The organism is Streptomyces sp. NPDC048496, from assembly GCF_043200055.1.
In the GTDB taxonomy this organism is placed as follows: Bacteria; Actinomycetota; Actinomycetes; order Streptomycetales; family Streptomycetaceae; genus Streptomyces.
Map to the genome: position 1 here is coordinate 141,752 of NZ_JBICXB010000008.1, position 21,163 is coordinate 162,914.

The 21,163-nt window shown below is 70.1% G+C and carries 20 protein-coding genes and 1 pseudogene; 6 read left to right on the forward strand and 15 right to left on the reverse strand.

What is annotated here, in order from left to right; all coding sequences use genetic code 11:
• Positions 1 to 162: 162 nt before the first annotated feature.
• Positions 163 to 687 carry a hypothetical protein gene (locus tag ACGFSA_RS11765; RefSeq protein ID WP_393303048.1) on the reverse strand — a complete coding sequence of 175 codons (525 nt, stop codon included), beginning with the start codon at positions 685 to 687 and terminating at the stop codon, positions 163 to 165.
• 223 nt (positions 688 to 910) lie between these two features.
• Here ACGFSA_RS11765 and ACGFSA_RS11770 point away from each other — a divergent pair, with 223 nt between their 5' ends.
• Together ACGFSA_RS11770 and ACGFSA_RS11775 are read left to right on the forward strand one after the other, a co-directional pair.
• A complete protein-coding gene (locus ACGFSA_RS11770; protein WP_393303050.1) occupies positions 911 to 1,534 on the forward strand; it encodes a YceI family protein in 624 nt (207 codons plus the stop codon).
• A 238-nt stretch (positions 1,535 to 1,772) separates the two neighbouring features.
• On the forward strand, positions 1,773 to 1,946 hold the full coding sequence (locus ACGFSA_RS11775; RefSeq protein ID WP_393303052.1) for a hypothetical protein: 174 nt from the start codon (positions 1,773 to 1,775) through the stop codon (positions 1,944 to 1,946).
• Positions 1,947 to 2,113: 167 nt separating this feature from the next.
• On the opposite strand, the gene ACGFSA_RS11780 is transcribed toward ACGFSA_RS11775, so the two are convergent.
• The 6 genes from ACGFSA_RS11780 to ureA form a co-directional block, all read right to left on the reverse strand.
• Positions 2,114 to 3,484 (reverse strand): hypothetical protein, encoded by a 1,371-nt coding sequence (locus ACGFSA_RS11780; protein ID WP_393303054.1) that lies wholly within the window; start codon positions 3,482 to 3,484, stop codon positions 2,114 to 2,116.
• Between the two features lie 219 nt (positions 3,485 to 3,703).
• The gene (cimA, locus tag ACGFSA_RS11785; RefSeq protein WP_393303056.1) at positions 3,704 to 5,311 is read right to left on the reverse strand and encodes a citramalate synthase; all 1,608 of its coding nucleotides are present in this window, start codon (positions 5,309 to 5,311) and stop codon (positions 3,704 to 3,706) included.
• 335 nt (positions 5,312 to 5,646) lie between these two features.
• Complete coding sequence (locus ACGFSA_RS11790; protein ID WP_393303058.1) at positions 5,647 to 6,255, reverse strand: TetR/AcrR family transcriptional regulator; 609 nt, start codon at positions 6,253 to 6,255, stop codon at positions 5,647 to 5,649.
• A 119-nt stretch (positions 6,256 to 6,374) separates the two neighbouring features.
• Positions 6,375 to 7,412, reverse strand: coding sequence for an agmatine/peptidylarginine deiminase (locus tag ACGFSA_RS11795; RefSeq protein WP_393303060.1), 1,038 nt, complete (start codon positions 7,410 to 7,412; stop codon positions 6,375 to 6,377).
• 11 nt (positions 7,413 to 7,423) lie between these two features.
• Positions 7,424 to 9,115, reverse strand: coding sequence for an urease subunit alpha (locus tag ACGFSA_RS11800; protein ID WP_393303062.1), 1,692 nt, complete (start codon positions 9,113 to 9,115; stop codon positions 7,424 to 7,426).
• Positions 9,112 to 9,819: an urease subunit gamma gene (gene ureA, locus ACGFSA_RS11805; protein ID WP_393303064.1), complete on the reverse strand. Its 708-nt coding sequence runs from the start codon at positions 9,817 to 9,819 to the stop codon at positions 9,112 to 9,114. The genes ACGFSA_RS11800 and ureA overlap by 4 nt, the downstream gene beginning before the upstream one ends.
• Before the next feature lie 125 nt (positions 9,820 to 9,944).
• Here ureA and ACGFSA_RS11810 point away from each other — a divergent pair.
• Positions 9,945 to 10,400, forward strand: a pseudogene (locus ACGFSA_RS11810) (cytosine permease); the annotation flags it as partial.
• Between the two features lie 166 nt (positions 10,401 to 10,566).
• Here the strand turns inward: ACGFSA_RS11810 and ACGFSA_RS11815 are convergent.
• Both ACGFSA_RS11815 and ACGFSA_RS11820 read right to left on the reverse strand, forming a co-directional pair.
• Positions 10,567 to 11,655 carry a branched-chain amino acid aminotransferase gene (locus ACGFSA_RS11815; protein ID WP_393303066.1) on the reverse strand — a complete coding sequence of 363 codons (1,089 nt, stop codon included), beginning with the start codon at positions 11,653 to 11,655 and terminating at the stop codon, positions 10,567 to 10,569.
• Between the two features lie 241 nt (positions 11,656 to 11,896).
• Positions 11,897 to 12,937 (reverse strand): 3-isopropylmalate dehydrogenase, encoded by a 1,041-nt coding sequence (locus ACGFSA_RS11820; RefSeq protein ID WP_393303068.1) that lies wholly within the window; start codon positions 12,935 to 12,937, stop codon positions 11,897 to 11,899.
• Positions 12,938 to 13,065: 128 nt separating this feature from the next.
• On the opposite strand from ACGFSA_RS11820, the gene ACGFSA_RS11825 reads away from it, so the two are divergent.
• Positions 13,066 to 13,338 carry a hypothetical protein gene (locus ACGFSA_RS11825; RefSeq protein WP_393303189.1) on the forward strand — a complete coding sequence of 91 codons (273 nt, stop codon included), beginning with the start codon at positions 13,066 to 13,068 and terminating at the stop codon, positions 13,336 to 13,338.
• 21 nt (positions 13,339 to 13,359) lie between these two features.
• Here ACGFSA_RS11825 and ACGFSA_RS11830 read toward each other — a convergent pair whose 3' ends face one another.
• Both ACGFSA_RS11830 and ACGFSA_RS11835 read right to left on the reverse strand, forming a co-directional pair.
• Positions 13,360 to 13,488: a hypothetical protein gene (locus tag ACGFSA_RS11830; RefSeq protein WP_093772350.1), complete on the reverse strand. Its 129-nt coding sequence runs from the start codon at positions 13,486 to 13,488 to the stop codon at positions 13,360 to 13,362.
• Positions 13,489 to 13,764: 276 nt separating this feature from the next.
• A complete protein-coding gene (locus ACGFSA_RS11835; protein ID WP_393303070.1) occupies positions 13,765 to 14,607 on the reverse strand; it encodes a helix-turn-helix transcriptional regulator in 843 nt (280 codons plus the stop codon).
• Positions 14,608 to 14,735: 128 nt separating this feature from the next.
• Between ACGFSA_RS11835 and ACGFSA_RS11840 the strand changes: the two genes are divergently transcribed.
• A complete protein-coding gene (locus ACGFSA_RS11840) occupies positions 14,736 to 15,599 on the forward strand; it encodes an NAD-dependent epimerase/dehydratase family protein (protein ID WP_393303183.1) in 864 nt (287 codons plus the stop codon).
• A 3-nt stretch (positions 15,600 to 15,602) separates the two neighbouring features.
• Here the strand turns inward: ACGFSA_RS11840 and ACGFSA_RS11845 are convergent, their stop codons facing one another.
• From ACGFSA_RS11845 to ACGFSA_RS11855, 3 genes are all read right to left on the reverse strand, one after another.
• On the reverse strand, positions 15,603 to 16,148 hold the full coding sequence (locus tag ACGFSA_RS11845; protein ID WP_393303072.1) for a GNAT family N-acetyltransferase: 546 nt from the start codon (positions 16,146 to 16,148) through the stop codon (positions 15,603 to 15,605).
• A gap of 381 nt (positions 16,149 to 16,529) precedes the next feature.
• A complete protein-coding gene (pruA, locus tag ACGFSA_RS11850; RefSeq protein ID WP_393303074.1) occupies positions 16,530 to 18,161 on the reverse strand; it encodes an L-glutamate gamma-semialdehyde dehydrogenase in 1,632 nt (543 codons plus the stop codon).
• 36 nt (positions 18,162 to 18,197) lie between these two features.
• A complete protein-coding gene (locus tag ACGFSA_RS11855; RefSeq protein ID WP_327244201.1) occupies positions 18,198 to 19,124 on the reverse strand; it encodes a proline dehydrogenase family protein in 927 nt (308 codons plus the stop codon).
• A 183-nt stretch (positions 19,125 to 19,307) separates the two neighbouring features.
• Here ACGFSA_RS11855 and ACGFSA_RS11860 point away from each other — a divergent pair, with 183 nt between their 5' ends.
• Positions 19,308 to 20,456 carry a PucR family transcriptional regulator gene (locus ACGFSA_RS11860; protein WP_393303076.1) on the forward strand — a complete coding sequence of 383 codons (1,149 nt, stop codon included), beginning with the start codon at positions 19,308 to 19,310 and terminating at the stop codon, positions 20,454 to 20,456.
• A gap of 177 nt (positions 20,457 to 20,633) precedes the next feature.
• Here ACGFSA_RS11860 and ACGFSA_RS11865 read toward each other — a convergent pair whose 3' ends face one another.
• A complete protein-coding gene (locus ACGFSA_RS11865) occupies positions 20,634 to 21,116 on the reverse strand; it encodes a carboxymuconolactone decarboxylase family protein (RefSeq protein WP_393303078.1) in 483 nt (160 codons plus the stop codon).
• Positions 21,117 to 21,163: the final 47 nt, after the last annotated feature.

Here is a 21,163-nt window from a genome sequence, read left to right on the forward strand (position 1 = left end):
CAGGACCTCGGCAGTTGACCATGCTAATCCGTCACATATTCGGATCGACGAGGCGGTGCCCCTCGTCGAGGCCCGGCGCGGCCGACGTGGTGTGAGACAGCGGCACGGGGTGTCCCTGTCCGGCGGACAGGGACACCCCGTGCGGGTCGATGCGTGCGGAGGTCAGCAGCCGCCGCAGTTGTAGTACGTCACGTCCCAGTGGTTGCCCTCGTCCGCGTAGATGTTGCCGGAGGCGGACTTGTACTGGGGGGCGCCGTCACCGCGGAGCCCTATGTAGCTGAAGACACCGTGGACGTAGTTGGTGAGACAGGTGGACTTGCCGAAGTCGAGCTTGTAGCCGTTCCAGTGCGAATACGTGCCGCTGGCGTGCCCGGTCTCGGTGCCGCCGGTGATGTTGAGGGCGCAGCCCGTGGCGCCCTTGAGGGTCTGGGCGCCCTGGGCGGTGGCCAGGTTCAGCTGTTCGAACGAGGTGCAGGTGGAGTTGTTCCGGTCGGAGCAGCCGCCCGAGGACGACCAGGTGATGCCCGACGCGCGGAACATCGACGTCGCCTGCGCGTGCGTGAGCTTGCTGACGGCGTGCGCCTCGGTGGCGCCGCTTCCGAGGGCGCCGACTCCGGGGGCGAAGAGGACGCCGAGGACGAGGGCGAGGGCGGTCAGGACGGGGCGCAGGGTCATACGGGACACCATGGGGGACTCCTCCTGCTCATGACAACTTGGCAGGGAGATAGTGCCCGAGTTCTACGCGCGTCCGCCAGAGGGCCTCGCGTGACCACGAGATGAACGTCGCTCTTCCGGAAACGAATCGGCTCCTTGATGTTGAACTTTGAACAAGATGCGTCTACAGTCAATCTCGTTGAAGGTTAAACATTCACTTCGACGGCCGCTCGATCACGTCCCCCGAGGAGGAGCCATGGCTCTGTTCAACCGCAAGTCCACCGCCACCCCGTCCGCCACCGCCACCGCCACCGTCGCCGTGGACCCGGCCCTCGCCGCCCTGACCGGCGAGTACGCCATCGACCCGGCCCACAGCAGCATCGGGTTCACCGTGCGACACGCCATGGTCACCAATGTGCGTGGCTCCTTCGGGGAGCACGAGGGCAGCCTGAAGCTGGACGGTCACAACCCCGCGAACTCGGCCGCCTCCATCGACGTCAAGATCGCCAGCGTCGACACCGGCATCGCCGACCGTGACGGCCACCTGGTCAGCGGCGACTTCTTCGACGCCGAGAAGTTCCCCCTCATGACGTTCCGCTCCACGCAGGCCGAGCAGCTCGGCGGCGACAAGTACCGGATCACCGGCGACCTCACCATCAAGGACGTCACGCGCCCGCTCGCCATCGACCTGGAGTTCAACGGCTCCGCCACCGATGTCTACGGCAACGAGCGCGTCGGCTTCGAGGGCAGCGCGGACATCCTCCGTTCCGACTGGGGCCTGACCTGGAACGCGGCGCTGGAGACCGGCGGCGTGATGGTCAGCGACAAGGTCAGGCTGAACTTCGACATCTCCGCGATCAAGGCCGCCCCGCAGGCCTGATCCCCGGAAGTTCTCCGGCCCGAGCGCGCCCGCCTTCCAGTCTCGCAAGGGGACACGGGGGATGACACGGAATTTGCCCGGAAATTGACCCCATTGGGCTCTCTGGAGTCGCTGGTTGCCCGGACACAGTGTGATCTGACATAGCGCACCGCGACGAGAAGCGGGCGCCGGACGGGGCAGCCCGGGCTGAAGAGCCGGGGCGGCCCTTGCCGGTCGAGATCGAGAAGTGGAGAAGTCAATGCAGCACAACGAGGGTCAGCGCGTGGAGTACCGGGACGCTGAGAACAAGAAGTGCCAGGGCGAGATCACCAAGGTCAGCGGCACCGGCCCGTCGACGACGTACACCATCAAGAACGACAAGACGCACCGTGACGACAAGGTCCGGGAGATGCAGATCGACCAGAACCTGTAGCAACAACTCCCCCGCTGATCCGCTGCCCCTGCCCCCCGTAGGCCGGGCTCGGGCAGGACGCTGATCCAGGGAGTACAGGGGCGCCCGCAACCGCGGCAAAGCGGTGTGCGGGCGCCCTCACTGCTGCGCGGTGGCCGACGGAGCCGGCGGGCGGGCAGCAACGACTCTCAGAAGCCGCCACCACCGAAATCGCCGCCACCGCCGAAATCACCACCCCCACCGAACCCTCCGCCGTCTCCCCCGCCGCCGAAGTCGGACGCGTCGAAGTCGGAGCCGGAGTAGTCGCCGCCCGAGTAATCGCCACCGCCGAAGTCGCCGCCGCCGTAGTCCGCCGCGTAGGCCGGGGACGAGAGCATCGAGCCGAGCAGGGTGCCCACCAGCAGGCCGGGAAGGATGCCGCCGCCGAAGTAGCCGCCTGCCCAGGGGCCATAAGCCGGGCCCGCCTCCCAGTACGGGCGGCGGTGGCCGTCGCCCGTGTCGACCGTGCGGCTCAGCGGGTCCTCGCCGTCGCGCAGCCGGACCCTGTCGACCGCGCAGACCGGGACTTCGCGCGGCGCGCCGCCGGACGGGGTCCAGATCGCGTCGGCCACCGAAGGGCCGTGGCGCGGGTCGAAGAAGCACGGCGGGCGACGGTCCGGGAGTGCGCGCCCCGTGCGGCGGGCTTCCAGGAGGGCAAGGGAGAAGCGGCCGTCCTCCAGGGCCTGGGTGACGGCGCGCACGTCGGACGGGTGCCGTGCCTTGTCCATGGCCGACTTGGCACTCTCGTACGAGTCGAGTGCCCGCTCGTAGTCCGCGCGCATCGCGTCGTCGGCGCCCGCCTCCGCCGGGTGGAAGTCCAGCCGGTCGAGGGTCTCGCCGTATGCGGTGATGTCCTCGTCCACGACGACCCGGAGCTTGTCGAGCGCTGCCCGTTCCTCCTCCGCCTTGCGGCGGCGGTTGCGGCGGACGATCGCGTACGCGGCCCCGCCGCCGATCACGGCGATCGCGCCGACCGCGATCAGTCCGGTCGCGGCGGAGCCCGTGCCGTTCGAGCCGCCGCTCCAGGAGGCGGGGGCGTGGCCGCGTGCCTGGGCGGCGGCCTGGTCGACGAAGGCGGTGAGCTGCGTCGTGGCGTCGGTGTTCGTGCCGGGGGCCTGCATCGCCGCGGAGAGGTTCTGGCGGGCCGCGACGGACATGACCGACCGGTCCGCGCCCAGCTTGAACGTGTCGCCGAGGCGGATTCCGTAGACGCCGGTGATCCCGGTGTCGTTGCGCAGCGTCCGCAACACCGTGGCCTCGGGGAACGCGGAGGCCCTCGGCAGCACCGCCACGAAGACCGGCTTGTCGGCATCCTTGATCTTCTTGGTCAGGGCGTCGGCCTGTCTCGCGGACAGCTGGTCCGCCGCTGCCGGGTCGACGTACACCGGTCCCTGGCGGAGGGCCTGGGCCACATCGTTGATCGTCGTGGCGTTCGGCGCAGCCGGGGCCATGGCCATCACGGCTGCCGACAGAATCAGCAGCAGGCCGGCCAGCAATGTCGGGAACAGCCTGTTCCGCATATCTCGAAGCTAACCCAGGTGGGCGACAATCGCTCTGCCCACCCGGGTCGGCCTGGTTTCCGCCGAATTCCCGAGGACACATAGGGGGATGACCGCCCGGGAAGGCCGGCACATCGCAGTTGGCCTCTCCAAGGCACCGTGTCCGTCCAGGAAGGCGCGAGCATCGGCCGCGGCCCTCGCGAATCCCCCGCCGGGACGATCGTGCGGTCGACCGCGCGACTACTCCGTGGGCTCGACCCCGGCCCGCAGCAGACCGTAGGTGTACGCGTCCTCCAGCGCCTGCCAGGACGCGGCGATGACGTTCTCCGCGACGCCGACGGTCGCCCAGTCACCGGTGCCGTCGCCCGTGGTGATCAGCACGCGGGTGGTGGACTCGGTGCCGGTGCGGCCCTCCAGGATACGGACCTTGTAGTCGACCAGCTCCAGCTTGGCGAGCTGCGGGTAGATCCGCTCCAGGCCGACGCGCAGCGCTCGGTCGAGGGCGTTGACCGGGCCGTTGCCCTCGGCGGTGGCGACGATCCGCTCGCCCTTCGCCCAGAGCTTCACGGTCGCCTCGTTGGCGTGCGTGCCGTCGGGTCGGTCCTCGACGATCGCGCGCCAGGACTCCGTACGGAAGTAGCGGCGTACCCGGCCCTCGGCCTCGGCGCGCAGCAGCAGTTCGAAGGAGGCGTCCGCGGCTTCGTACGTGTAGCCCTTGAGCTCACGCTCCTTGACCCGCTCCACGACCCGGCCGACGAGCTCGCGGTCGCCCCCGAGGTCGATGCCGAGCTCCTTGCCCTTGAGCTCGATGGAGGCGCGGCCCGCCATGTCGGAGACGAGCATCCGCATGGTGTTGCCGACGAGCGCCGGATCGATGTGCTGGTAGAGGTCGGGGTCGACCTTGATGGCGGAGGCGTGCAGTCCGGCCTTGTGGGCGAAGGCGGAAACACCCACATAGGGCTGGTGGGTGGAGGGCGTGAGGTTGACGACCTCGGCGATGGCGTGCGAGATACGGGTCATTTCGGCGAGTGCGCCCTCGGGGAGGACGCTCTTGCCGTACTTGAGTTCCAGGGCGGCGACAACGGGAAAGAGGTTGGCGTTGCCGACCCGCTCGCCGTACCCGTTGGCGGTGCACTGGACGTGCGTGGCGCCCGCGTCGACGGCGGCCAGGGTGTTGGCGACGGCGCAGCCGGTGTCGTCCTGGGCGTGGATGCCGAGCCGGGCGCCGGTGTCCGCGAGGACGGTGGAGACGACGGCCTGGACCTGGGCGGGGAGCATCCCGCCGTTGGTGTCGCAGAGGATGACGACATCGGCGCCGGCCTCGTGGGCGGCCCGGACGACGTCCTTGGTGTACTCGGGGTTGGCGCGGTAGCCGTCGAAGAAGTGCTCGCAGTCGACGAAGACCCGGCGGCCCTGTTCGCGCAGGTGGGAGACGGTGTCGCGGACCATCTCCAGGTTCTCTTCGAGGGTGGTGCGCAGGGCGAGTTCCACATGCCGGTCGTGCGACTTGGCGACCAGCGTGATCACCGGGGCTCCGGACTCCAGCAGCGCTTTGACCTGGGGGTCCTCCGACGCCTTGGCCCCGGCCCTGCGGGTCGCGCCGAAGGCGACCAGCTCGGCGTTCTTGAACTCGATCTCCTGCTGGGCCCGGGCGAAGAACTCCGTGTCGCGGGGGTTGGCGCCGGGCCAGCCGCCCTCGATGAAGCCCACGCCGAAGTCGTCCAGGTGCCGGGCAATGGTCAGCTTGTCCGCGACCGTCAGGTTGATGCCTTCACGCTGTGCACCGTCGCGCAGTGTGGTGTCGAAGACATGGAAGCTGTCGTCGGTGGGCTTGGCCTTGGTGGTCATGCTGGTCTGACTCCTGTCGGATGAGTGGATCCGGAAGATTGGGCTCCACTTGCCCCCATCATCCCGCGCGCATCGCCCCGGCCGAGGTGAGGGCCGGAAAACGAAAAAACCCCTCGCGGGTGCGAGAGGTCTGCGCGCGGGTCTGGGGCACGGTGGCCGCTCCGTATCTGGTGGTACGGGACGGTCACTGCGGACCGGCGCGCCTGTTGCCAATAATCATGACGAACGAGGACACGGAGGCAGTCTCGCACAGCGCTGCCCCCGGGCCCTCGGCCGTCTCAGGATGCGGGCGTGACGCTCGTGGCTCCGGCCGGCTCCGTCCGCCCGTCCGAAATTCAACCGAGCGTCTCGTCGATGAACTCGCTGATGTGGGCGAGGACTTGGGAGCGGTCGGAACCGGGGAGACCCATCGCCACATGGGTGCTGAAGCCGTCCAGCAGGGCCCGTATCCGGGTGGCGTACCCGTCCGCGTCGACCGCGCGCAGCTCGCCGCGGGAGGCTCCCTCGACAAGGAGGGCGACCAGGTCGCGGTGCCAGGAGAGCTCGAGGTCGAGGAGGCGGTTGCGGGACTCCTCGTCGACCCCGTGGGCCCGGTTCCACAGCTCCAGCCAGAGCGTCCAGTGCGGATCGCGGGGGCCGTCCGCGACGTACAGATCGATGTACGAGTCGAGACGTATCCGGACCGGGACCTGGCGGGCGAGGGCGGAGCGGCGCTGCACCCCGAGCTGTTCCTCGCTCCACTCCAGGGTCTGGAGCAGCAGCTCGTCCTTGGTGCGGAAGTAGTAGAGCAGGTGCCCGCTGCTCATGCCGACCTCGCGGCCGAGGCCCGCCATGGTGAGCTTCTCCAGCCCGTGCTGGGCGATGTTCTCCATCGCGGCGGCCAGCACGGTTTCCCGCGGCGGGGCGGCGTTCCGCCGTCGCGTGGTGCGGGCGGGCTCGGACATGGGATTCTCCGTGGTCGGCGGGGATCTCAGCATACGGGCAGGTGGTACAGCACCGCCGGGGCCGGACGGTGAGGACCCCGCCCGGCCCCGGCGGCGTGCCGTGGGGGTGGTGCGCGGTGTCAGACGCGCGGCTGCTGCTGGGTGATGCAGTGGATGCCGCCGCCGTTGGCGAAGATCGGGCGGGCGTCGACCGACGTCACCTCACGGTCCGGGAAGAGGCCGCGGAAGATCGCCGCCGCGTTCTCGTCGCGCTCGGCGTCGCCGAAGCCGCACAGCACCACGCCGCCGTTGCAGATGTAGTGGTTGATGTACGAGTAGTCGACCCAGTCGCCGTCCTCCTTCAGGACGGTCGGTGCGGCCACCTCGATGACCTCCAGGGTGCGGCCCTTGGCGTCCGTCCGGGTGCGCAGGAAGGCGGCGATCTCCTTGCAGACCTCGTGGTCGGGGTGGGCCGGGTCGGGCTGGGTGTGGACCAGGACCGTACCGGGACGAGCGAAGGAGGCGACGATGTCGACGTGGCCCAGGGTGCCGTATGTGCCGTAGTCCGCGGCCAGGCCGCGCGGCAGCCAGATGGCCTCGGTGGTGCCGAGGTGGGCGTGGATCTCGGCCTCGACCTCCTCCTTGGTCCAGTGCGGGTTGCGCTCGGGGCCGAGCTGGACGGTCTCGGTCAGCAGGACCGTGCCCTCGCCGTCGACATGGATGCCGCCGCCCTCGTTGACGAGCTCGGAAGCGTACGAGGCCACGCCCGCCCGGTCGGCGACATACGCGGCGATCTTGGAGTCGTGCTCCCAGTCGGCCCAGTCCTGGGCGCCCCAGCCGTTGAAGATCCAGTCGACCGCGCGCAGTTCGGTGCCGTCGGTGACGAAGGTGGGGCCGATGTCGCGCATCCAGGCGTCGTTCAGCTCGCGCTCGACGATGTCGATCCCGTCACCGAGGTACGTACGGGCGTTGTCGGTCGCGCCGGGGCCGACGACCACGGTGACCGGCTCGAAGCGGCGGATGGTGCGGGCGGCCTCGGCCCAGGCGGTGCGGGCCGAGTCCAGTTCCTCGGCGTCGGTGAAGGTGGCGTTGAGGCTGGGCCAGGCCATCCAGGTGCGCTCGTGCGGAGCCCACTCGGCGGGCATGCGGAAGCCGTCGGCGACGGGGGTGCTGCTCATGCGGGGGGTCCTCACAGGAAGTACAGGCGGTTGAGGGAGACGGATTCGGCGGGCTCGGAGCGGATCGGGTCGCCGTCGAGGCAGACGAGGCCGGTGCGGCCGTCGACCTGGACGTCTCCGATGCGGGAGTTGAGCATCAGGTCGGCGGGGCCGATGCCACGGGTGCCGCGGACAGCGACCCGACGGCGGCGCGTGGGCATCCGGTCGTTGCCCTGCTCGAGTGCGGCGCCGGCGACGAACGCGACCGAGATGTCGGCGGCGGTGGCGCCGTGGCCGCCGAGCTGCGGGCCGAGGACGAGCGGCTCGCAGGTGTCGGTGGCGGCGTTGGGGTCGCCGGTGACGCCCCAGGCGGGGAAGCCGGACTTCAGCACCAGCTGCGGCTTGGCGCCGAAGTACTCCGGACGCCACAGCACGATGTCGGCGAGCTTGCCGGCCTCGATCGAGCCGATCTCGTGGGAGAGGCCGTGGGCGATGGCCGGGTTGATGGTGAGCTTGGCCATGTAGCGCAGCACACGTGCGTTGTCGTCGTGCTCGCCGTCGCCGGCCAGGGGGCCGAGCTCGGACTTCATCTTTCCGGCCATGGCGAAGGTGCGGCGCACGGTCTCGCCGGCGCGGCCCATGCCCTGGGCGTCGGAGGACGTGATGCCGATCGCGCCCAGGTCGTGCAGGACGTCCTCGGCGCCCATCGTGCCCGCGCGGATACGGTCGCGGGCCATGGCGGCGTCGCCGGGCAGGTCCGTCTTCAGGTCGTGGACGGAGACGATCATTCCGTAGTGCTCGGCGACCGCGTCCCGGCCAAAGGGCAGGGTGGGGTTGGTGGACGAGCCGATGACGTTCGGCACGCCCGCCATCTTGAGCACGTTCGGTACGTGACCGCCGCCGCAGCCCTCGATGTGGAAGGCGTGGATCGTACGGCCGTCGAGGACGCGCAGGGTGTCCTCGACCGAGAGGCACTCGTTGAGGCCGTCGCTGTGCAGGGCGACCTGGACGTCGTGCTCCTCGGCGACCCGCAGGGCGGTGTCCAGGGCACGGGTGTGCGCGCCCATGTCCTCGTGGACCTTGAAGCCCAGGGCGCCGCCCTCGGCGAGGGCCTCGACCAGGGGCGCGCCGTGCGAGGAGGAGCCTCGGCCGAGGAAGCCGATGTTGACGGGCCAGACGTCGAAGGCGTTGAAGGCGTGGTTCAGGGCCCAGGGCGAGTTAACGCCGACGCCCCAGACCGGGCCGAACTCCTGGCCGATGATCGTGGTGACGCCGGAGCTGAGCGACGCCTCCATGATGCGCGGCGACAGCACATGCACATGGGTGTCGATGGCGCCGGCGGTGGCGATCATGCCCTCGCCGGAGACGATCGAGGTGCCGGTGCCGACGACGACGTCGACGCCGTCGAGGGTGTCGGGGTTGCCGGCCCGGCCGATCGCGTGGATGCGGCCTTCCCGGATGCCGATGGACACCTTGCGGATGCCCTGCACCGCGTCGATCACCAGGACGTTGCTGATGACGACGTCGCAGGTCTCGCGGACTGCGGCGGCCTTCAGGTGCAGTCCGTCGCGGGCGGTCTTGCCGAAACCGGCCAGGAACTCCTCGCCGGGCTTCTGGGCGTCGGACTCGACGCGTACGACGAGGCCGGAGTCGCCGAGGACGACCCGGTCACCGGCACGGGGGCCGTGTACGGCTGCGTAGTCACGAGGGTCGATGGTGGTCATCCCTCAGCTCCTTTCCGGTCGGACTGGTCGGCACCCAGGTATCCGCAGGCCACCGCCCTGCGCAGGGCCTCCTCCTTGGCGCCCGGCGCGTCCAGCGGGCCGTCGACGAGGCCGGCGAAGCCGATGGCGACGCGCTCGCCGCCGATCGGCACGAGGCCGACCTCGGCCTCGCCGCCCGCGTCGAAGCGGGCGGAGGAGCCGGCCGGGATGCTCAGCCGCATGCCGTAGGCAGCGGCACGGTCGAAGTCGAGGCGGGGGTTGGACTCGAAGAAGTGGAAGTGCGAGGTGACGCTGACCGGGACGGCCGCGGTGTTCCGCACGACGAGGCGCACCTCCGGCTCCGGCTCCTCGTGAGCCGGTCCGGGCAGCACCGCGCCAGGGGCGGCGTCACCGAGGAAGCCTCCGCCGATCGGGTCGGAGACGACCGCGAGCCGGGAGCCGTCGTCGAACACGGCCTCGACCATCACCTCGGTCACCACGTCCGCCACACCGGGCAGCACGTCGTCGGGGCCGAGCACGTTGCGGGCCGCCTCGATGGCCTCGGCGAGCCGACGGCCGTCGCGGGCCGCCTCGCAGACGGTGTCCGCGATGAGAGCGGTCGCCTCGGGGACATTGAGCTTCAGCCCGCGAGCACGGCGCGCCCGTGCCAGTTCGGCGGCACCGAAGAGCAGGAGCCGATCTCGCTCGGTAGGGGTAAGTCGCACGTCAGCACACCTCCAATTTGAACACGACTCTAATCAAAAATTACCCGCCTGAGAACCATTGACTGGAGCTGCGCTTAGGCTCACATAGAGCGGCACTCAAAATGTCGAACGTCAGGGGCGGCCTCATGCCGATAGAACAGCGCGGAGTCGACACCATCCCGGAGGCGGAGCGCACCAGCGCCCCGCGCGACCTCGTCTCGATCCTGCTGGGATCCAACCTCTGCCTGGGCGTGATCGTCTTCGGCTGGCTCCCGGTCTCATTCGGCCTGGGCTGGTGGGCCTCGGTGAGCTCGATCGTCGCGGGCACCCTGCTCGGCACCCTGCTGACGGCGCCGCTCGCCCTGGTCTCGCTGCGCACCGGAACCAACCTCTCCACGTCCTCCGGTGCCCAGTTCGGTGTGCGCGGCCGCCTGGTCGGCTCGATCGTCGGCCTGCTGCTCGCCCTCGGCTACACGGCGCTGACCGTCTGGATCGGCGGCGACGCGATAGTGGGCGCCATGCATCGCCTCTTCGGGCTGCCGACCGGGGGTCTCTCGTACGCGGTCGTGTACGCCCTGCTCGCCGCCGCCACCGTGACCGGCTGTCGCGTACACGGCGCTGACGCGCGGCAGGCGCACGGAGCCCGCGGTGTCGGCCGAGACGGAGGCACAGCCGTCCGCCAAGTCCTGAACAGGAACGACGACGCCCGCCCCGGCTGCTGCCGGGGCGGGCGTCGCGGTACGGGACGTCGCTGTACGGGACCGTGGCTCAGCCGAGCGGGTGCATCCAGCCGTGCGTGTCCTCGGCGACGCCGCGCTGGATGTCCAGCAGACGCTCGCGCAGCTTCAGCGTGACCTCGCCGGGCTCGCCCTCGCTCTGGGTCCACTCGCCGCCCGCGGACTTGACGATGCCGACAGGGGTGATGACGGCGGCGGTGCCGCAGGCGAAGACCTCGGTGAGGGTGCCGTTCTCGGTGTCGGCGCGCCACTGGTCGATGGAGACGCGGCCTTCCTCGGACTCGTAGCCGAGGTCGCGGGCGACCTGGAGCAGCGAGTCACGGGTGACGCCGGCGAGCAGGGAGCCGGTCAGGGACGGGGTGATGATCTTGTTCCCGTACACGAAGTACAGGTTCATGCCGCCGAGTTCCTCGACCCACTTGTGCTCCACGGCGTCGAGGTAGGCGACCTGGTCGCAGCCCTTCGCGGACGCCTCGGCCTGGGCGAGGAGGGACGCCGCGTAGTTGCCGCCGGTCTTGGCGTCGCCCATGCCGCCGGGGACGGCGCGGACGCGGTCCTCGGAGAGCCAGATCGAGACCGGCTTGACGCCACCGGCGAAGTACGCGCCGGCGGGCGAGGCGATGACGATGAAGAGGTACTCGTTGGCGGGCTTCACACCGAGGCCGACCTCGGACGCGATCATGAACGGGCGCAGGTAGAGCGACTCCTCGCCGCCGTGGGCCGGAACCCACGCCTTGTCCTGCTGGACCAGCACGTCGCACGCCTCGATGAACGTCTCGACCGGGAGCTCCGGCATGGCGAGCCGGTGTGCGGAACGCTGGAAGCGCTTGGCGTTGGCCTCGGGACGGAAGGTGGCCACCGAGCCGTCGGGCTGGCGGTAGGCCTTGAGCCCCTCGAAGATCTCCTGCGCGTAGTGCAGGACGTTGGTGGCGGGGTCGATCGACAGCGGGCCGTAGGGAACGAGCTGGCCGTCGTGCCAGCCGCGGCCTTCGGTCCACTTGATGATCACCATGTGATCGGTGAAGTAGCGGCCGAATCCGGGGTTGGCCAGCATCGCCTTGCGCTCCGCGTCGGACAGCGGGGTCGAAGAGGGCTTGAGCTCGATCGTGGGCGTCGTCATGAGTGCGTGTCCTTCACCGGTTTTGTGTGTGATGGACCGCGCTCACGCCGGCTCCTGTCAGACAGGTGCTGGGATGTCCGAGCTTTACCGCAAGCCACGGCCCGCTCGATTATCTCTCGCGGGGACCCGTGCACGAAATGACGTGAATGCGGTCCAGGGTTCGATGGTGGCACCCGGGACCACACAGGAGAAGCCGCCGGGTGCGGTGGCGACCCGGCGGCTTCGAAGTGGAGTCGTCGGGTCAGCTCGCTACGCGTACCGCGAGCGCGTCACCGATTTCCGAAGTCGTACGAGGGGTGTCACCGCGCTCCGCGAGGTCGGCGGAGACGGCCTCCTCGATGCGCACGGCCTCGGCCTCGTAGCCCAGGTGGCGCAGCAGGAGGGCGACGGAGAGCACCGTGGCCGTGGGGTCGGCCTTGCCCTGCCCCGCGATGTCCGGGGCGGATCCGTGGACCGGCTCGAACATCGAGGGGAACTCGCCGCTCGGGTTGATGTTCCCCGAGGCCGCGACGCCGATGCCGCCGGAGACGGCCGCGGCGAGGTCGGTGATGATGTCGCCGAAGAGGTTGTCGGTGACGATCACGTCGAAGCGCTCGGGCTGCGTGACGAGGAAGATCGTCGCCGCGTCCACGTGCAGGTAATCGGTGGCGACGTCCGGGAACTCGGCCGCGACCTTGTTGAAGATGTTGGTCCACAGGTGCCCGGCGTAGGCCAGCACGTTGTTCTTGTGGACCAGCGTCAGCTTCTTGCGCGGGCGGGCCTGGGCGCGGGCGAAGGCGTCACGGATCACGCGCTCGACACCGAAGGCGGTGTTGACCGAGACCTCGGTGGCGACCTCGTGCGGGGTGCCGGTGCGGATCGAGCCGCCGTTGCCGGTGTACGGACCCTCGGTGCCCTCGCGGACCACGACGAAGTCGATCTCCGGCTGCCCCTTGAGCGGGGTCGCGACACCCGGGAGGAGTTTCGACGGCCGCAGGTTCACATGGTGGTCGAAGAGGAAACGGAGCTTCAGCAGGAAGCCGCGCTCCAGGACTCCGGACGGGACCGAGGGGTCACCGATCGCGCCGAGCAGGATCGCGTCGTGCTGCTTGAGCGCCTGGACATCGGCGTCGGTGAGGGTCTCACCGGTCGCGTGGTAACGCTTGGCACCGAAGTCGTAATCCTTGGTCTCCAGCTTCACATCCTGCGGGAGAACGGCGTGGAGGACCTTGAGGCCCTGAGCCACGACCTCCTGGCCGATACCGTCACCGGGGACCACTGCGAGATTGATGCTGCGAGTCATGTCGGCACCCTACTGCCCGTCCCATCTAATGACATTTCACGTCCACTATACGGACGCATGGGGAGTTGTATGTGTGTCGTTCACCCATCCGATGGGGCGGCGTCAGCACACGGGTGGATGTTCTGGCCATGGACATCCCCCGCTTCGGCATCCCCGAGAAGCTCGCCGACCGTATGACCATGGCGGAGCAGCACGACTGTCTGCGCACCCGCCGGCTGACCCGGCGCGGCGTGCTGCGCACGAGCGTGGCGACCGCGGCCGTGGAGTGGTCGCGGGTGCGCTGCACCGGCTTCTCGTTCCTCGCGGTGGAGGTCCAGCCCGGACGGCGCGCGCGGATGAAGGTCACCGCGCTCGCCGAGTCGGGCGAGCGCATCGACCACTTCGGGATCAGCCGCGGCTGAGCACTGCCGGACGGACCGGCCTCAATGGCCGGTGGAGCCGCCGTTGTCCCTGCGGTCGAGGGCTCGCTGCAGGGCGGCGGCGGCATTCTGGCGCTCCGACTCGGTCGGGCGGTGGGTGTGTCGGACGCGGCGGACAGTCGTCTCGGCCATGGTGGATCGACTCCTTGAGATCGCGAGGATTTCGAGATCGAAAAAACGTGAGCGTGATTTCGAGATCGGGATTTCGAGGCGCCGGAAGAGGCGGGGAGCGGATGCCGCAGGGGTTGCCTGCATGAGGGCACGCGCTCACGACCGCCAGTCGCTGGATCTAGCGAGACGTTCGGCTTCTACAAAGCTAGGACAGCTCGGCCGGTCTGTCTCCACGATTACTCGGACTTCCTACTATCTGAGACGGGGGTTTACGGCCTGCTGCCCGCAGTCTCCGGATCAGGGCCCGACGGTCAGGTCCTGAAGGCCCACCACACGCAGCAGCTGCAGCCGTTCGTACGCGTCCGTGCCGGGCCGGGCCGTGTGGATGACCAGCACCTGTCCGTGGTCGGCGCTGAGCAGCGCCTCGCACTCCAGGTCCAGCTCCCCGACGACCGGGTGCACGAACCGCTTGTGCTCGGCGCGCCGCACGGCGACCACGTGCTCGGCCCACAGCAGATCGAACTCCTCGCTCGCCGCACGCAGTTCGTCGACGAGGGCGACGAGCGCGACATCATCGGGGCGGGCGGCGAGCACCGCGCGGAGCTGACCCACATGGGTGCGGGAGTGCGCCTCGTGGTCCTCGGCCGGGAAGAGCGCCCGCCCCTCGGGGGCGGTGAACCAGGACCGGATGATGTTGTACCCCGGCTGGTGCTCACCGGTCAGCGCCACGGCCATGGCGTTCTGGGCGAGGACCTCCCCGCGGTCGCTCAGGACCTGGGCGGGTGCGTCGTGCAGCCGGTCGAGGACCATCAACAGCCCGGGGCGCACATGCTGGGTGGGGCCGTGGCGGTCGCTCGGCGGCTCCTCCCCGGCCAGCCGGAAAAGGTGGTCGCGCTCGTCCTCGCTCAGCCGCAACGCCCTGGCCACCGCGGAGAGCATCTGACGCGAGGGGCGTGAGCCGCGGCCCTGCTCCAGGCGCGTGTAGTGGTCCACGGAGGCACCGGCGAGATGGGCGACCTCCTCCCGCCGCAGCCCCGGGGTGCGTCGCCGGGAGCCGGCGGTCAGCCCCACGTCGGCCGGTTCGAGGCGGGCGCGGCAGCGGCGCAGAAAGTCGGCGAGTTCCGATCGGTCGAGGTCCACGTCCTCAGCATGGCTTGTGCGCGGAGCCGTATCCAGGGAGTGCCGGTCCCCGGATAACCGCGTCTCTCCCGCCGGCCGGCGAACCGTCGCAGGGTGATGGACATCGGAAGCGACGAGAGGAACCGATGATGCTGTTTCTGGTGACGGGTGCCACGGGTGAGATCGGCCGACGTTTCGTACCGCGGCTGCTGCGGCGGGCCGCCGCCGGTGACACGGTGCGGGTGATCGTGCGGGACGAGGAGCGGGGTGCGCCCTTCGCGGCGCTGGGGGCCGAGGTCGTCGTCGGTGACCTGCGGGACCCGGAGGACGTACGGAAGGCGCTGGCCGGAACGGACGCGGTCGTGAACATCGCGGCGGCGTTCCGCGGGGTGCCGGACGAGGAGGCGTGGGCGGTCAACCACGCCGCCGCGGTGGCGCTGGGCCGGGCGGCCGTGGAGGCGGGCACGCAGCGGTTCGTGCAGATCGGCACGAACCTCTCGTACGGCGCGGGACGCGGCAGGCCGCTGACGGAGGACGACGCCCCGGTGCCGGGCGGGCAGCTGTGGGGTGCGTACACCGAGTCCAAGGCGGCGGCCGAGGAGGGCCTGCTCGCGCTCCACCGCGACCACGGGCTCGATGTCCGGATCGCCGTCCTGGCCTTTGTGTACGGCGAGGGCGACCCGCACCTCGCGCAGTCGATGGCCTGGGCCGGGCAGTGGGCTGCCACGCAGCGGCTCGCGATGGTGCACCACGCGGATGTCGCGCAGGGACTGCTGCGGCTGCTGCACGCACCGGGCCTGGCGGGCCGCCGCTACAACTTCTCGGACGACGCGCCGGTGACGGCGGTGGAGCTGCACCAGCTCAACGACGTCGCGTTGCCGGCCGAGTCGGCGGACCGGGTCGACCCCGACCCGTGGTACGGAATCATGTCGACGCTGCGGGCCCGGGACGAGCTGGGCTTCCGGCCGCTGTATCCGTCGGTGTGGACGGCGCGGGCCGCGGGGGCCCTGTAGGGATCAGAGCACGTCGCCGTCGCGCCAGTCGAAGATCAGCTTCCGGGACGGGGAGGGCAGTGGGCGGCTGCGCGCCGCCCTGACGTATGTGCTGCCCTCCTCGTCCGGCAGCAGCTCCACCCGGCTCAGCCCCTGCACGCCGATCCGCCCCTGCCACACCTGCCAGCCACGCGCCGCGTACAGGCCGGCCCCGGTGGCGGAGGCGGACAGCGCGCCGAACACGTACGCCCCGTCGATGACGCGTTCCAGCGCAGCCATCACCCGGCCGCCGAGCCCCTCGCGGCGCCGGTCGGCGCGGACGGCCACGCCCTCGACATAGCCGATGCGGTACGAGCGGTGGGCGTGGATCACCCGGCGCTGAACGACGCTGCCGTGGGCGAGGACACCGCCGCTGTCGCGTGCGTAGGCGTGGATGCCGCCCAGGGTGTGGTCCCAGTCGTCGTCGCTGAAGTCGCCCTCGAAAGCGGTGTCGAGGAAGGCGCGGATCCCGTCGCGGGCGGTCGGGGTCAGCTCGTAGGTGTGCGCGATGTGCCACAACGGCTCAGTCATGTCCCCCAGCCTCTCAGGCACCTGTGCCACCAGGGACGCAGGACGCATCCGAGTAGCTGCCACGTGTCGAAGAGTTGTGCGCCGAAAAAGAGTTGACCCCATGAACGGCCTCTACGCTGCGGCGCGCCGCCGGTGGCGTCGCCGCGCACCGGGGTCCGCCGGAGCCCGAGGTCCGCGATGTCTTCGCCCACCACCACCGTCGGGTGCTGGACTCCTACGAGCGGGCCGCGGATTCGGTCGACGCGGTGGTGAAGCGGTTCCTGTACTGAGCGGCCGTGCGGCCGGAGGGGCCGAAATGGAAACCGCCTCCCGGCCGGCAGGGGAACCGGGCGGGAGGCGGAAATCAGGGCGGGACGCCGGTGGGGCGGCGCCCCGGGGGTGTCAGCCCTGGTGGGGGTAGGTGTACTCGGTCGGCGGAACCAGCGTCTCCTTGATGGCCCGGGTCAGGGTCCAGCGCTGCAGGTTCTGCGGGGCGCCCGCCTTGTCGTTCGTACCCGAGGCACGGCCGCCGCCGAAGGGCTGCTGGCCGACGACGGCACCGGTCGACTTGTCGTTGATGTAGAAGTTGCCCGCGGCGTACCGCAGCTTCTCCATCGTGTGCGCGGCCGCGGCGCGGTCGTTCGCGATGACGGAACCGGTCAGCGCGTAGTCGGAGACCGACTCCATCTGCTCCAGCATCTCGTCGTACGCGTCGTCCTCGTAGACGTGCACGGCGAGGATCGGGCCGAAGTACTCGGTCGTGAAGACCTCGTTCGAAGGGTCGCTGCACTCGATGACGGTCGGACGGACGAAGTAGCCCACCGAGTCGTCATACGTGCCGCCCGCGATGATCGTGCAGGACGGGTCGGACTTGGCGCGGTCGATCGCAGCCTTGTTCTTGGCGAACGAGCGCTCGTCGATGACGGCACCGATGAAGTTCGACAGGTCGGTGACGTCACCCATGGTGATGGAGTCGACCTCGGCCGCGAACTTCTCCTTGAAGCCGGAGTTCCAGATGGAGGCCGGAACGTACGCGCGGGAGGAGGCCGAGCACTTCTGGCCCTGGAACTCGAAGGAGCCACGGGTCAGCGCGGTCTTCAGGACGGCGTGGTCGGCCGACGGGTGGGCGACGACGAAGTCCTTGCCGCCGGTCTCGCCGACGAGCCGCGGGTAGGTGCGGTAGTTGGCGATGTTGGTGCCGACCGTCTTCCACAGGTGCTGGAAGGTGGGGGTCGAACCGGTGAAGTGGATACCGGCCAGGTCGCGGTGGTTCAGGGCCACCTCGGAGACGGCGATGCCGTCACCGGTCACCAGGTTGATGACGCCCTTGGGCAGACCGGCCTCCTCCAGGAGCTGCATGAGCAGCACCGCGGAGTGGGTCTGCGTCGGGGACGGCTTCCACACCACGACGTTGCCCATGAGGGCGGGGGCGGTGGGCAGGTTGCCCGCGATGGCCGTGAAGTTGAACGGCGTGATCGCGTAGACGAAGCCCTCCAGCGGGCGGTGGTCCATGCGGTTCCACACACCCGGGGAGTTGGCCGGGGGCTGCTCGGCGAGGATCTGGCGCGCGTAGTGCACGTTGAAGCGCCAGAAGTCGACGAGCTCACAGGGGGTGTCGATCTCGGCCTGCTGGGCGGTCTTCGACTGGCCGAGCATCGTGGACGCGGCCAGCGTCTCGCGCCAGGGGCCGGACAGCAGCTCGGCGGCGCGCAGAATGATCGCGGCGCGGTCGTCGAAGGACATCGCGCGCCACGCCGGGGCGGCGGCGAGGGCGGCGTCGATCGCGTCCTGGGCGTCCTGCTCGGTGGCGCCGGCGAAGGTACCGATGACGGCCTTGTGGTTGTGCGGCTGCACGACGTCGAAGCGCTCGCCGCCGCCCATCCGCTTCTCGCCGCCGATGGTCATCGGCAGGTCGATCGGGTTCTCGGCGAGCTCCTTGAGCTTCACCTCCAGGCGGGCACGCTCCGGGGAGCCCGGGGCGTAGGAGTGGACCGGCTCGTTGACCGGCGCGGGGACCTGGGTCACAGCGTCCATGGGTTCCGTGGCTCCTTAGGTAGGGGGAAGGGGGGCTCAGCCCTTGGTGAGGATGGAGCGGGCGAAGAACAGCAGGTTGGCCGGCTTCTCCGCGAGGCGGCGCATGAAGTAGCCGTACCAGTCGGTGCCGTACGCGGTGTAGACGCGCATCCGGTGCCCCTCGGCCGCGAGCCGGACGTGCTCGTCGCTGCGGATCCCGTACAGCATCTGGAACTCGTACTCGTCCAGTTTGCGCCCGGCCTTGCGTGCCAGCTCCTGGCTGATGGCGATCAGCCGCGGGTCGTGGGACCCGATCATCGGGTAGCCCTCGCCGTCCATCAGGATCTTCAGGATGCGGACGTACGCCTTGTCGATCTCGGCCTTGTCCTGGTACGCGACGGAGGCGGGCTCCTTGTAGGCGCCCTTCACGATGCGGACGCGGCTGCCTGCGGCGGCGAGGCGGCGGGCGTCCTCCTCGGTGCGGAACAGGTACGCCTGGATGACACAGCCGGTCTGCGGGTAGTCCTTCCGCAGCTCCTCGTGGATGGCGAACATCGAGTCGAGGGTGGTGTGGTCCTCGGCGTCCAGAGTGACCGTGGTGCCGATCGCCGCGGCGGCCTCGACGACGGGGCGGACGTTGGCGAGCGCCATCTCGTGGCCGCCCTCCAGCGCTTGGCCGAACATCGACAGCTTGACGGACATCTCGGCCCTGGTGCCCAGGCCGAGGTCCTTGAGGCGGTCGATCAGCTCCAGGTAGGCGTCGCGCGCGGCGGTGGCCTGCTCCGGCGTGGTGATGTCCTCACCCACGACGTCGAGGGTGACCTCCAGGCCCTTCCCGGTGGCGTCCTTGATGATCGGGACGACCTGCTCGACCGTCTCACCGGCGATGAACCGGTCGACGACCTGCTTGGTCCCCGGGGCGGCCGAAATGAATCGGCGCATCTTGTCACTGCGCGACGCAGCGAGAATCACGGGAGCCAGCACGGGGCACCTCCAACGGAAAGGTATGTACGAGGGCCGTACCGGCAGGAACTGAATCAGACCGGTACAGCACGGAGAACCACCGTGAAATCTAAGGATCTCCCCGATCCTGTGCCATCGACAGCTGTCACGCATCCATGCACTGGATCTCAGACATATGTCTGAAGTGGGTGCGAGAATGGCCGGGTGAAGGGCGATTACCAGGAGCTGGTCGACGAGATCTCCGCGCTGCTCGGCGTCCCCGCCACGCTGGAGAACCGGGACTTCGGTCTGGTCGCCTTCGGGGCGCACGACAGCGACGACGACACGGCGATGGATCCGGTCCGCACCCGGTCGATCCTGACCCGGCGCTCCACGCCTGCGGTCCGCGCGTGGTTCGAGGGCTTCGGTATCGCCCGCGCCACCGGCCCGGTCCGGATCCCCGCCGCCCCGGAGGCGGGTGTGTTCCGGGGCCGGATCTGTCTGCCGGTACGCCATCGGGGTGTCGTGCTCGGTTACGTATGGCTGCTCGACGCGGACCCCGGGCCGACCGATGAGCAGCTGACCTCGGCCATGGACGTGGCGGCCCGGATCGGGGCGCTGCTCTCCGACGAGGCACGGGCCGGCACGGACCTGTCCCGGGAGTTCGGCGCGGTGCTCACCGCCGGGCGGGGCTGGCAGCGCGACATGGCGGTCGCCGCGCTCCGGGAGGCGCTGGGCCCGGACGCGGACGGCCTGCACACGGTGGTCTGCGTGACGCCGTGGCCGGACGAGACCCCGTCGGCCCGTACGGTGCCGTCGGCTGCGGCGCTGTCCACCGTCCCGTCACCGGCGCGGGCGGGCACCCTGTCGCTGGCCGCGCTGGTCCGGCTGCGCTCCTCCGACGTGCTCGACCCGGCTGTCACGGCCGCGGACCGGCTGCGGACCACCGCGGGCCGCTCGGCGACCGCCGGAATCGGAATCCCCCGCCGAGGCCTGCCGGAGCTGGCCTCGGCCTGGCACGAGGCCGCGGCCTCGGCCCGCGCGGCGGCCGCGGAGTCCCGCCTCGGCCCGGTCGCCGAATGGTCGGCCATCGGCCCGTACCGTCTGCTGACCTCCCTCCCGCCGACCACGGACACCGCCCCGGACCTCACCGTCCGGACGCTGCTCACCCCGCCCCACGCGGAGCTGGCCCGCACCGCCGAGGTGTTCCTCGACTGCGCGGGCCAGGCGAGCCGGACGGCGGCCGAGCTGGGCATCCACCGTCAGACGCTCTACTACCGGCTGTCCCGGGTCGAGCAGCTCACCGGCCTGGACCTCAACGACGGCGAGGACCGGCTGCTGCTGCACATGGCGCTGAAGGGTGCCCGGCTCTAACGGCCTCCCCCCGCGATAGGGAGTGGATCGGCGAGCGGAGTCGTGCGGCTTCGACTGCAAGGCGGAGGAGGGAGTCGACGCGGAGCGTCGGTGACCGACGACAACGCCGCAAGCGGGGTCGCAGGGCGTCGGGAGCCCTCTCCCTATCGTGGGGGAGGCCGTATGCCCCGGCCGCGCTCAGTGCGCCACCCGCTCGTCCGCGCCGGCCACCTTGGCCGTGCTCAGCGCGATGCGGTTCCAGGTGTTGATCGTGAAGATCAGGGCGAGCAGCCCGGCCAGTTCGGCCTCCCCGAAGTGGGCGGCCGCGCGGGCGTAGACCTCGTCCGGGACGCCGCCTCTGGAGACCAGAGTGACGGCCTCGGTGAGGGCGAGCGCCGCCTGCTCCTTCTCCGTGAAGAAGTGCGCGGCCTCCGGCCAGACGGCGACCATGTGCAGCCGCTCCTCGCTCTCACCGGCCTTGCGGGCGTCCGTGGTGTGCATATGGAGGCAGTACGCGCATCCGTTGAGCTGGGAGGACCTGATCTGGACCAGCTCGACGAGTGCGGGGTCCAGGTCCTGGCGGGCGGCGGCGTCGAAGCCGATGAGGGCCTTGAACGCCTTCGGCGCGGCCTTGGCGAAGTTGATCCGAGGGGTGCGGGCGACTGCGTCGTTGTTCGTCATGACCACTACGCTACGGAGCCGGGCGACCTCGCGTAGGGTGCATTTTC